General features: G+C 74.4%; 8 protein-coding genes and 1 pseudogene. 6 read left to right on the top strand and 3 right to left on the bottom strand.

Annotated features, from left to right (window positions below; translation table 11 throughout):
* Window positions 1-102: 102 nt before the first annotated feature.
* Together ABZ449_RS36235 and ABZ449_RS36230 are read right to left on the bottom strand one after the other, a co-directional pair.
* Complete coding sequence (locus ABZ449_RS36235; protein ID WP_359828520.1) at window positions 103-324, bottom strand: acyl-CoA carboxylase epsilon subunit; 222 nt, start codon at window positions 322-324, stop codon at window positions 103-105.
* A 29-nt stretch (window positions 325-353) separates the two neighbouring features.
* Window positions 354-1,943: an acyl-CoA carboxylase subunit beta gene (locus ABZ449_RS36230; protein WP_360354682.1), complete on the bottom strand. Its 1,590-nt coding sequence runs from the start codon at window positions 1,941-1,943 to the stop codon at window positions 354-356.
* A 231-nt stretch (window positions 1,944-2,174) separates the two neighbouring features.
* On the opposite strand from ABZ449_RS36230, the gene ABZ449_RS36225 reads away from it, so the two are divergent.
* The 4 genes and pseudogenes from ABZ449_RS36225 to ABZ449_RS36210 all read left to right on the top strand — a co-directional run bounded on the left by ABZ449_RS36225 (window position 2,175) and on the right by ABZ449_RS36210 (window position 7,104).
* Complete coding sequence (locus ABZ449_RS36225; RefSeq protein ID WP_360354680.1) at window positions 2,175-3,068, top strand: biotin--[acetyl-CoA-carboxylase] ligase; 894 nt, start codon at window positions 2,175-2,177, stop codon at window positions 3,066-3,068.
* Between the two features lie 173 nt (window positions 3,069-3,241).
* Entirely contained in the window at window positions 3,242-4,366 is a 1,125-nt protein-coding gene (locus ABZ449_RS36220; RefSeq protein ID WP_360354678.1) for an adenylate/guanylate cyclase domain-containing protein, read from the top strand.
* Between the two features lie 452 nt (window positions 4,367-4,818).
* Window positions 4,819-5,844 (top strand): annotated as a pseudogene (locus tag ABZ449_RS36215) (sensor domain-containing diguanylate cyclase); the annotation flags it as partial.
* 1,023 nt (window positions 5,845-6,867) lie between these two features.
* The gene (locus ABZ449_RS36210; RefSeq protein ID WP_360354677.1) at window positions 6,868-7,104 is read left to right on the top strand and encodes a hypothetical protein; all 237 of its coding nucleotides are present in this window, start codon (window positions 6,868-6,870) and stop codon (window positions 7,102-7,104) included.
* On the opposite strand, the gene ABZ449_RS36205 is transcribed toward ABZ449_RS36210, so the two are convergent.
* Window positions 7,067-7,687: a TetR/AcrR family transcriptional regulator gene (locus ABZ449_RS36205; RefSeq protein ID WP_360354674.1), complete on the bottom strand. Its 621-nt coding sequence runs from the start codon at window positions 7,685-7,687 to the stop codon at window positions 7,067-7,069. The two genes, ABZ449_RS36210 and ABZ449_RS36205, sit on opposite strands and share 38 nt — an antisense overlap.
* A gap of 99 nt (window positions 7,688-7,786) precedes the next feature.
* On the opposite strand from ABZ449_RS36205, the gene ABZ449_RS36200 reads away from it, so the two are divergent.
* Together ABZ449_RS36200 and hutH are read left to right on the top strand one after the other, a co-directional pair.
* Window positions 7,787-8,977, top strand: coding sequence for a macrolide family glycosyltransferase (locus ABZ449_RS36200; RefSeq protein ID WP_360354671.1), 1,191 nt, complete (start codon window positions 7,787-7,789; stop codon window positions 8,975-8,977).
* Between the two features lie 110 nt (window positions 8,978-9,087).
* The gene (hutH, locus tag ABZ449_RS36195) at window positions 9,088-10,665 is read left to right on the top strand and encodes a histidine ammonia-lyase (RefSeq protein ID WP_360354668.1); all 1,578 of its coding nucleotides are present in this window, start codon (window positions 9,088-9,090) and stop codon (window positions 10,663-10,665) included.
* Window positions 10,666-10,708: the final 43 nt, after the last annotated feature.

Genomic DNA, 10,708 nt, shown 5'->3' with positions numbered 1-10,708 from the left:
CGGCTTCCGGGACCGCGAGGTCATCCTCGACATCTTCGAGCTGGTGACGGGCCTGCGCATGAACCACGGCTACGTCCGGCCGGGCGCTCCGCGCGGCGGACGTCAGTGCGCCCAGCCCGAGGTCCGCCAGGCGTTCACGCCCGGGCGGACGGCGGGGCGCAGCAGGCGGGCACGGTCGTTCCAGGGGGAGGCCGGGCCGGCACCGGCCAGGCGCGCCGCCTCGGCGGCGGCCTGCGCGGCGGCGGCCCGGGCCTGGACCACCGCCAGGACGGTGGCCAGCTCCTCGGGGGTCGGCTGCCCGTGCAGCACGTGGATCGGGGACATGGCTGGTTCTCTCCCGACAGGGACGGGGCCTACAGGGGGATGTTGCCGTGCTTCTTCGGCGGCAGCACCTCGCGCTTGCCGCGCAGCGCCCGCAGGCCGCGGACGATGTGCCGGCGGGTCTCGCTCGGCGCGATCACCGCGTCCACGTAGCCGCGCTCGGCCGCCAGGTACGGGTTCAGCAGGGTGTCCTCGTACGAGGCGATCAGCTCGGCCCGCTTCTCCTCGGCGGTGCCGGCCGCCTCGGCCTCGGCGATCTCCCGGCGGTGCAGGATGTTGACCGCGCCCTGCGCGCCCATCACGGCGATCTGCGCGGTCGGCCAGGCCAGGTTGAGGTCCGCGCCCAGGTGCTTGGAGCCCATGACGTCGTACGCGCCGCCGAAGGCCTTGCGGGTGATCACGGTGATCAGCGGGACGGTGGCCTCGGCGTAGGCGTAGATCAGCTTGGCGCCGCGGCGGATGATGCCGTCCCACTCCTGCTCGGTGCCGGGCAGGAAGCCGGGCACGTCCACGAAGGTCAGCACCGGGACGTTGAACGAGTCGCAGGTGCGGATGAAGCGGGCGGCCTTCTCGCTGGCGTCGATGTCCAGGCAGCCGGCCAGGTCCATCGGCTGGCTGCCGACGATGCCGACGGACTGGCCCTCGATCCGGCCGAAGCCGGTGATGATGTTGCCCGCGTACAGCGGCTGGGTCTCCAGGAACTCGCCGTCGTCGACGATGTGCTCGATCACCTTGCGCATGTCGTACGGCTGGTTCGCCGAGTCCGGCACGATGGTGTCGAGTTCGAGGTCCTCCTCGGTGATCGCGAGGTCGGCCTGCTCGGGGTAGGACGGCGGGTCGCTGAGGTTGTTGGAGGGCAGGTACGAGAGCAGGCTCTTGACGTACTCGATCGCCTCCTTCTCGTCCGCGGCGAGGTAGTGCGCGTTGCCCGACTTGGTGTTGTGGGTGCGCGCGCCGCCCAGCTCCTCCATGCCGACGTCCTCGCCGGTGACGGTCTTGATCACGTCGGGGCCGGTGATGAACATGTGCGAGGTCCGGTCGGCCATCACCACGAAGTCGGTGATCGCGGGGGAGTACACCGCGCCGCCCGCGCAGGGGCCCATGATCAGCGAGATCTGCGGGATGACGCCGGAGGCGTGCACGTTGCGGCGGAAGATCTCGCCGTACAGGCCGAGCGAGACCACGCCCTCCTGGATCCGCGCGCCGCCGGAGTCGTTGATGCCGATGACCGGGCAGCCGGTCTTCAGCGCGAAGTCCATCACCTTGACGATCTTCTCGCCGAAGACCTCGCCGAGCGAGCCGCCGAAGACGGTGAAGTCCTGGGCGAACACGGCGACCTGGCGGCCGTCCACGGTGCCGTAGCCGGTCACCACGCCGTCGCCGTACGGCCGGTTCTTCTCCTGGCCGAAGTTGGTCGAGCGGTGCCGGGCGAACTCGTCGAACTCCACGAACGAGTCCTCGTCCAGCAACTCCGCGACCCGCTCGCGGGCGGTCAGCTTGCCCTTGGCGTGCTGCTTCTCCACGGCCTTCGCGGACCCGGAGTGCACCGCCTCGTCCAGCCTGCGCCGCAGGTCGGCGAGCTTGCCGGCGGTGGTGTGGGGGTCGTACGGCGCCTCGGTCATCCGGTGGCTCTCCCTGATCCATGGCCGCGACCTGTTCGAGTGCGCGCGGGGCCGGGTGGTGGGCCCGCGCATGAGGGCAGGGCGGCGCTACGAACTACCGCTGGGTAGCGTAGCCAGCGCGGAGGGCGATGCGTCACGTCCCGGCGTCATGACCCTCGACACAGTGTGTCCCCGCGCGTTCTGCGGGACGATGGGGCGGCCTGCGCCCCGCGCACGCCCTAGTGTTTTCCCATGACCGAACCCCAGCCCCCCCGCCGCAGCGGACTGCGCGGCTTCGGCCACGCCGGGCCGTCGCCCTGGACCGACCTGGACCGTCCGCCGCTGGACGAGGCGGCGCTGCGCCACGACCTGCTCGTCCCGGGCGGCCTGTGGACCTCCCTGGACGTCGTCGCCGAGACCGGTTCCACCAACAGCGACCTCGCCGCCCGGGCCGTGGCGGGCGCCGCGCAGGGTGCGGTGCTGGTGGCCGAGGCGCAGAGCGCCGCCCGCGGCCGGCTGGACCGGCGGTGGACCGCCCCGCCCCGCTCCGGGCTGTTCCTGTCCGTGCTGCTGCGCCCCGAGGAGGTGCCGGTCGAGCGGTACGGCTGGCTGCCGATCCTCGTCGGGGTGGCCGTGGCCAGCACGCTCGGCCGGGTCGCCGGGGTCGAGGTCGGGCTGAAGTGGCCCAACGACCTCCAGGTGGAGATCGACGGCGCGGAGCGCAAGCTCGGCGGCATCCTCACCGAGCTGTCCGGCGGCGCGGTGGTGGTCGGCATCGGCCTCAACGTCTCGTTGCGCGAGCGGGAGCTGCCCGTCCCCGCCGCCGCCTCGCTCGTGCTGGCCGACGCCTCGACCACCGACCGGGGCACCCTGCTGCGCGCCCTGCTGCGCGAGCTCGCCGAGCTGTACCGGGATTGGACGGCCGCCGCGGGCGACCCGCACGCCAGCGACCTGCTGCGCGCCTACGTGGACCGCTGCACCACCCTGGGCCGGCAGGTGAAGGTGCACCTGCCGGGCGACCGCGAGCTGGTCGGCGAGGCGGTGGCGGTGGACGGCGACGGGCGGCTGGTGGTCCGCACACCCGACGGCGTACGCCGGGCGGTCGGTGCGGGGGACGTCGTCCACGTGCGCCCCGAGCCCCGCTGAACGGCAGTCTTCACCTCCCCTTGACCCGGGCTGATGCCCCGGATCCGACGATTCCGTGCGAACATTCCACCTGGCAGCGGTGTGAGGCGCGCCACTGCCCGCCCGGGTGGCGGACGGCGCACCCGGACAGGTAGGACACGAGGCGAGTGCGGCGATCGCACGGGGACGGACCGGTGGCAGAGGACGGCAGCAGCGGCGCGACGGCGGGCAACAACGACCCCACGGTCGCGCTCGAACTGGAACGCCTGATCCTGGACGCGCCGCGCCGCTACACCCCGTACCAGGCCGCGCGCGCCGCCGACGTCCCGATGGAGCTGGCCACCCGGTTCTGGCGCGCCATGGGCTTCCCCGACATCGGCCAGTCCCGGGCGCTCACCGACGGCGACGTGATCGCGCTGCGGCGCCTGGCCGGCCTGGTCGAGTCCGGGCTGCTCAGTGAGTCGATGGCGATCCAGGTGGCCCGTTCCACCGGTCAGACCACGGCCCGGCTGGCCGGCTGGCAGATGGACACCTTCCTGGAGAACCTCACCCAGTCCGTCGAGCCCGGGCTGACGCGGGCGGATGTCGCGTACCCGCTGGTGGAGCTGCTGCTGCCGGAGCTGGAGCAGTTCCTGGTGTACGTCTGGCGGCGCCAGCTGGCGGCCGTCACCGGCCGGGTGGTGCAGGCCGCCGAGGACAACGAGATCACCAGCGGGCGGCTCGCCGTCGGCTTCGCCGACCTGGTCGGTTTCACCCGGCTGTCCCGGCGGCTGGAGGAGGAGGAGCTCGGCGAGCTGGTCGAGACCTTCGAGAACACCTGTTCGGACCTGATCGCCGGCCAGGGCGGCCGGGTGATCAAGACGCTCGGCGACGAGATCCTCTACGTCTCCGAGGACCCGGCGACCGCCGCCGAGATCGCGCTGAGCCTGATCGAGGCGCTGGCCGGGGACGACACCATCCCGCCGCTGCGGGTCGGCATGGCCTTCGGCACGGTCACCTCGCGGATGGGCGACGTCTTCGGCACCACCGTCAACCTGGCCAGCCGGCTGACCTCGATCGCGCCCAAGGACGCGGTGCTGATCGACGGCGAGTTCGCCGCCGCGCTGGAGCAGAACGGCAGCGTCGCCCCGGCCGACTCGGAGGGGCCGGGCCTGGCCGAGGCGCTGTCGGCGGCGGCCGGGATGCCCGCCTCCGGGCTGCCGATGCCGGGCCCGGAGACCGGGGCCCGGTTCCACCTGCAGCCGATGTGGCGGCGGCCGGTGCGGGGGCTCGGGCTGGTCGAACCGTGGCTGCTCACCCGGCGGCTGAGGGCCGAGTAACGGCGCCCCGTCCGGAAGGCGTGGCGGGCCGTCCGCCGTGGCCCACCGGGGGAGGCGCGGCGGCCCGTCGACGGGGAGAGGCATGGCGGCCCGCCCACGGGGAAGGCGTTCCGGGGTGGAGGAAGCCGCCGCGGCGTGGCCGTTCGTGGGTGCGACCTCCCGTGGCGACACGGGCTTCCCGGGTGCCGAACGGTTGAAACCCGTACGGTCCGGTGCGGGTCCGTCCGGGCAAACGGGGCATAACCGAATGAAACCGCCATAGTCTTGGTGCAAGCGGCCGGTCGGGTGCGGCCGGTCGGCGGGGGTCCGGCAGGACCGAGCACAGGGAGCGAGGCGAGCCGGTGAGCAGTGAGGCGATCATGACGGACCGCGGCTGCGACTGCGGCGCTCCGCGCCACCCCGACCCGCTGCCCGACCTGAGGCTGCAGTCCGTGGTCGAGCTCGCCCAGGACATGGCCGCCGCGCTCACCCCCCTGGAGGCCGTCCGGGCCGCCGCCGCCCGGGCCACCGAGGCGCTCGGCGCCACCATGGCCGCCGTCTCGGTCTGGGACCGCGAGTCCGGCCGGCTGCGGGTCCTGGTCAACCACGGCGAACTCGCCCCGGGCGAGGAGGAACTTCCCGAGGACGAGTCGTACCCGGTCGCCGACTTCCCCGAGATCGTCACGTACCTGGAGGAGCGCTGGACCACCGGGCGGCTGCCGCGCGCCTGGCTGCAGAGCGCCGAGAACAGCGAGCCGCACGCCGGGCACGCCCACCCGACCGCCGGCGCGTACTGCCAGGAACGCGCCGCGGCGCTGCGCCGGCGCGGGCGGGCCTGCTGCGTGGTCGCGCCGATCGTGCTGCACGGCCAGGCCTGGGGCGAGCTGTACCTCGCCCGCTCGGCCGGGATGCCCGAGTTCACCGAGGCCGACGCCGACTACGCGACCCTGCTCGCCGCCCAGGTCTCGGCCGGGCTGGCACAGACCGAGCGCCTCGCCGACCTGCGCAAGCTCGCCTTCTCCGACCCCCTCACCGGTCTGGCCAACCGGCGCGCCGTCGACGCCCGGCTGGAGAGCGCGCTGGAGGCGCACAACCGGGACGACACCGTGGTCTCGCTGGTGGTCTGCGACGTCAACGGACTGAAGCGGGTCAACGACCAGCTCGGCCACGAGATGGGCGACCGGCTGCTGGAGCGGTTCGCCCACCAGCTCTCGCTGGCCGCCGCCAAGCTCCCCGGCAGCCTCGCCGCCCGGCTCGGCGGCGACGAGTTCTGCCTGCTGGTGGAGGGGCAGAAGGCCGACGAGGTGGTCGCCGTCGCCGAGGAGCTGTGCGCCCGGGCGCTCGCGCTCTCCGAGGGCGAGGGCGTGGCCTGCGGCGTCGCCTCCACCGGGGACTCGATCGGTCCCGTCACCACCCCCGACCGGCTGTTCCGGCTCGCCGACGCCGCCCAGTACCGGGCCAAGGCGGCCCGCGCCGCCCATCCCGTGGTCGCCGGGCGCAGCCACGGCCCCGGCTTCTCGCCCGATCCCACCGTGCTGCTCGCCGACGCCGCCGACCCGCACCACCGGGCGGACGGGCGACGCGGCCCCGGCGGCCGGGCCGGGGCGGGCGACCGGCGGCGGTTCCGCGGCGCCGCCCACAGCGCCGACCCGGGGCAGCTGCTCACCGCGGTGCTCGCCTCCCTCGACCAGGCCGCCACGGCCCGGGCCGTCCACCCGGCGGACACCCTCGGCAAGCTGGTCGTGGTCGCCGAGGCCTCCGCCCGGCTGCTGGACGCCGTCGGCTGGTGGGTCTCGTACGTTCCGCCCGGCTCCCACTTCATGCGCACCGCCCAGCACGCCGTCTACCGGATGACCAGCGGCCCCACCAACGTCCGCGCCGAGACCCAGCGGGCCCGGATCGAGGCCCCCGACGCGGTCTTCGACCTCCGGCACTACCCGATGACCCGCCGCGCCGTTCGCGGCGGAGCCTTCGCCCTGCGGGCGGGCGCGGCCGGCAACGACCCGGCGGAGGAGGCGGTGCTCGTCGTCTCCGGCTACCGGGGCATGGTCGCGGCCGGCGGCCAGAACCCGGCCGGCGGCTGGCTGGTGGAGCTCTTCGCCGACGACGCGACCCTGCCGCTGGGTCAGGCCGCCTGCGCCATGCGGGCCCTGGTCTCGGTCGCCCTGGCCGGCCCGGCCTCCCCGCCGGCCGCCTGACGCGGCGGGCCGAAGCACGGGGCCGCGGGCCGGGGGGCGCCCGGCCGCGCGCGGTGTGTGCGGGTTCGGTGACGGGGGTGTTCCGGGCGGGTCGCGGTCGGCGGCTCGGGGGTGCCGGGGGCGGCCGGAGTGGGGGAGGGTCGGGGGGACGGTCTTTCGGGGAACGGGGGTTCGGCCGTGGGCGGACGGTGGGTGGGCGCGGCGGTGGCCGGGGTGCTGGTGTTCGGGGGGCTGGTGTTCGGGGGTCCCGGGGGTCCCGGGGGTCTCGGGGGTGCGGTGGCGGGGGCCGCACCGGCGTCGGCGGCGCCGGTGGGGGTGGCCGGAGTGGTGCGGACGGTGCCCGAGCGGGCGCCTGGGCTGAGGGCCTCCGCCGGGGTGCACCAGGTCGCGAAGTCCGCGCTGTCCAAGGCGAAGAAGCGCAGGTCGCACCACGGCTCCCGCGGCGGGCTCGGGAGGCTGTTCTCCTGGATCGCCTTCGGCCTGCTGTGCTGCGTGCCGGTCGTGGTGTCGGCCGTGGTCCGGCTCAGGCGCCGGAGCCGCCGCCGGCCGCAGGCGGGTTGAGGGCCCGCAGGGCGGCGTCGACCAGGCGGTCGGCGTGCTCGTGGGTGAGCGGGCCGAGCCGGTACTGCCAGCGGTAGTGGAGCGGGCCGTAGACGAGTTCGAGGGCCAGGTCGAGGTCGGTGTCGGGGGCGATCTGGCCGGCCTCGCGGGCGCTGCGGAGGCGGTCGCGGGTGACCTCCAGCAGCGGTTCCAGCAGGCGGGTGCGGTACTCGGCGTACAGCGCGGGGTCGTTGAGGATCTCGGCGATGATCGCCCGGTAGGTGCGGTCGGCGCCCGGTTCGGCGAGCTCGTCGCTGGTGGGGCGCAGGACGGTGCGGAGATCGGCGGCGAGGTCGCCGGTGTCGGGGAGGGCGAGGCTGCCCTCGCTCTCGTTGACGGAGAGGAAGGCGTCGAAGACGACGGCGCCCTTCGAGGGCCACCACCGGTAGATGGTCTGCTTGCCGACGCCGGCGCGGGCGGCGATCGCCTCGATGGTGACTTTGCCGTAGCCGACTTCGGCGACGAGTTCGATGGCGGCGCCGAGGACGGCGGCGCGGGCGCGTTCGCTGCGGCGGGCGGGGTCGGGGGCGGTTCTGGAAGTCATGGGGAAAAGTCTATGCGAAATGACGAGACGAGACGTATTGTCTTCCCAGACGTTGCGAGACGGACCGTCTCGTCTCATTCGCTATCCCCGGAGGTGCCCATGACCCGCCCCGCACACATCCTGATGGTCTCCATCCCTGCGCACGGGCACGTCAACCCCAGCCTGGCCGTGATCACCGAGCTGGTCGCCCGCGGCCACCGGGTCAGCTACGTCAACGACCCGTCCTTCCGGGAGACCGTCGAGTCCACCGGCGCCGCCTTCGTCCCGTACCCGACGAAGCTGCCGCTCGACGACGACCCCAACAGCTGGGTGGAGGACCCGGTGGCGCTCCAGGAGCTGTTCCTGGACGACGCGCTCGCGATGTGGCCCGTCCTGCTGGAGGCCTTCGCCGACGACCGGCCCGACCTGGTGCTCTACGACATCGCGGGCTTCGCGGGCCGGGCGCTGGGCGAGCGGCTGGGGGTTCCGGTGGTGCAGCTGTCGCCCACCTACGTCGGCTGGGAGGGCTTCGAGCAGGACCTGGCGGAGGTCTTCGAGGCGGTCCGCACCGGTCCGGGCGGTGCCGAGCACTACCGCCGGTTCGCCGACTGGCTGGCCGAGGCCGGTGCGGTGGAGCGTGACGTGGACGCCTTCAAGTCCCGCCCCCAGCGGGCGATCGCGCTGATCCCGCGGGCCCTGCAGCCCAACGCCGACCGGGTCGACGAGCAGCGGATCAGCTTCGTCGGGCCCTGCTTCGGCGACCGGGCCCACCAGGGGCGGTGGCAGCGGCCGGCCGGTGCGGAGAAGGTGCTGCTGGTCTCGCTGGGCTCGGCCTACACCAACCAGCCCGACTTCTACCGGGCGTGCGTCGAGGCCTTCGGTGACCTGCCGGGCTGGCGCACCGTGCTGCAGGTCGGCAAGCACACCGACCTCGCCGAGCTCGGCGAGGTGCCGGACGCCGTCGAGGTGCACCGCTGGGTGCCGCAGATGTCGGTGCTCGCCCAGGCGGACGCCTTCGTCACCCATGCGGGCATGGGCGGCTCCAGCGAGGGGCTGTTCCACGCCGTGCCGATGATCGCGGTGCCGCAGGGCGTCGACCAGTTCGCCAATGCGGACGCCCTGGTGGGCCACGGCGTCGCCCGCCGGCTGGACACCGAGGCGGCCACCCCGCAGGCGCTGCGCGCGGCGCTGCTGGAGCTGGTCGGCGACCCGGCGGTGGAGGAGCGGCTGCGGGGGCTGTCCGCCGCCGGCCGGGCCGAGGGCGGCACCGCCCGGGCGGCCGATCTGATCGAGGCCGAACTCGTGCGGTGACGGGGTGGCCGGGGCCACGGCGTGCGGCGCCGGTCCGGAGGGCGGAGAATCCGGATGGCGAACACCTGTTGTCATATCTTCATTCACCTGATGTGATGGTGTATATGGATATGCACAGTGCTGTGGCCCCCGACGCTCCGCTGGTCCTGGTCGGCAAGGCCGACGTCAGCGCCGAGGACGTCCTCGCCGTCGCCCGGGACAACGCCCGGGTCGAGATCGGTCCCGACGCGCAGGCCGAGATGGCGGCCTCCCGGGCGCGGATCGACGCCCTCGCGGCCGAGCCGCGCCCCGTCTACGGCGTGTCGACCGGCTTCGGTGCGCTCGCCGTGCGCCACATCAGCCCCGAGCTGCGCGCCCAGCTGCAGCGGTCGCTGGTGCGCTCGCACGCCGCCGGCATGGGGCCGGTGGTCGAGCGCGAGGTGGTCCGCGCGCTGATGTTCCTGCGGATGAAGACCCTGGCCTCCGGCCGCACCGGCGTCCGTCCGCTGGTCGCGCAGACCATGGCCGCCCTGCTCAACGCGGGCATCACGCCGGTGGTGCGGGAGTTCGGCTCGCTCGGCTGCTCCGGCGACCTCGCGCCGCTGTCGCACTGCGCGCTGGTCCTGATGGGCGAGGGCACCGCCACCGGCCCGGACGGCGTGGAGAAGCCCGCCGCCGAGCTGCTCGCCGCGGCCGGGATCGAGCCCGTCGAGCTGCTGGAGAAGGAGGGCCTCGCCCTCATCAACGGCACCGACGGCATGCTCGGCATGCTGGTGATGGCCATCGCCGACCTCCAGCGGCTGTTCACCACCGCCGACATCACCGCCGCGATGAGCCTGGAGGCGCTGCTCGGCACCGACAAGGTGCTCGCCCCCGAGCTGCACGCCCCGATCCGCCCGCACCCGGGCCAGGCGCTCAGCGCCGCCAACATGCTCGCCGTCCTCAAGGACTCCGGCCTCACCGGCCACCACCAGGACGACGCGCCGCGGGTCCAGGACGCCTACTCGATCCGCTGCGCCCCGCAGGTGGCCGGCGCCGGCCGGGACACCCTGGCGCACGCCCGGCTGGTCGCCTCGCGCGAGCTGGCCGCCTCGGTCGACAACCCGGTGGTGCTGCCGGACGGCCGGGTCGAGTCCAACGGCAACTTCCACGGCGCCCCGGTCGCCTACGTGCTGGACTTCCTCGCCATCGCCGCCGCCGACCTCGGCTCGATCTCCGAGCGGCGCACCGACCGGCTGCTCGACAAGGCCCGCTCGCACGGCCTGCCGGCCTTCCTGGCCGACGACCCGGGCGTGGACTCCGGCCTGATGATCGCCCAGTACACCCAGGCCGCGCTGGTCAGCGAGAACAAGCGGCTCGCCGTCCCGGCCTCGGTCGACTCGATCCCCTCCTCCGCGATGCAGGAGGACCACGTCTCGATGGGCTGGTCGGCCGCGCGCAAGCTGCGCCAGGCGGTGGCCAACCTCGGCCGCATCCTCGCCGTCGAACTCACCGCCTCCGCCCGCGCACTGGAGATCCGTCAGCAGACCGACGGGGCCGGCGGGCTCGCCCCCGCCACCGCGGCGGCGCTGGCCGCCGCCCGGGAGGCCGGGGTCGGCGGCGCCGGCCGCGACCGCTTCCTCTCGCCCGACCTGGAGTCGGCCGCCGAGCTGGTCGCCTCGGGCACGCTGGTGCGGGCGGTCGAGCGGGTCACCGGCCCGCTGGCCTGAGGCCCCGCCGGCCCGGGACGCGGCGTCGCCGCGGCGTGACGGG

The sequence above is a fragment of the Kitasatospora sp. NPDC005856 genome (assembly GCF_040629945.1).
Classification (GTDB): Bacteria; Actinomycetota; Actinomycetes; order Streptomycetales; family Streptomycetaceae; genus Kitasatospora.
The sequence above is the reverse complement of the archived record's forward strand: the minus strand, read 5'-3'. Positions and strand labels throughout refer to the sequence as shown.

What these genes read in the sequence shown, in the direction of transcription:
- ABZ449_RS36230 (WP_360354682.1), bottom strand. Translation starts at nt 1,943, where the DNA reads ATGACCGAGGCGCCGTACGACCCCCACACCACCGCCGGCAAGCTCGCC.
- ABZ449_RS36235 (WP_359828520.1), bottom strand. Translation starts at nt 324, where the DNA reads ATGTCCCCGATCCACGTGCTGCACGGGCAGCCGACCCCCGAGGAGCTG.
- ABZ449_RS36225 (WP_360354680.1), top strand. Translation starts at nt 2,175, where the DNA reads ATGACCGAACCCCAGCCCCCCCGCCGCAGCGGACTGCGCGGCTTCGGC.
- hutH (WP_360354668.1), top strand. Translation starts at nt 9,088, where the DNA reads ATGCACAGTGCTGTGGCCCCCGACGCTCCGCTGGTCCTGGTCGGCAAG.
- ABZ449_RS36200 (WP_360354671.1), top strand. Translation starts at nt 7,787, where the DNA reads ATGACCCGCCCCGCACACATCCTGATGGTCTCCATCCCTGCGCACGGG.
- ABZ449_RS36205 (WP_360354674.1), bottom strand. Translation starts at nt 7,687, where the DNA reads ATGACTTCCAGAACCGCCCCCGACCCCGCCCGCCGCAGCGAACGCGCC.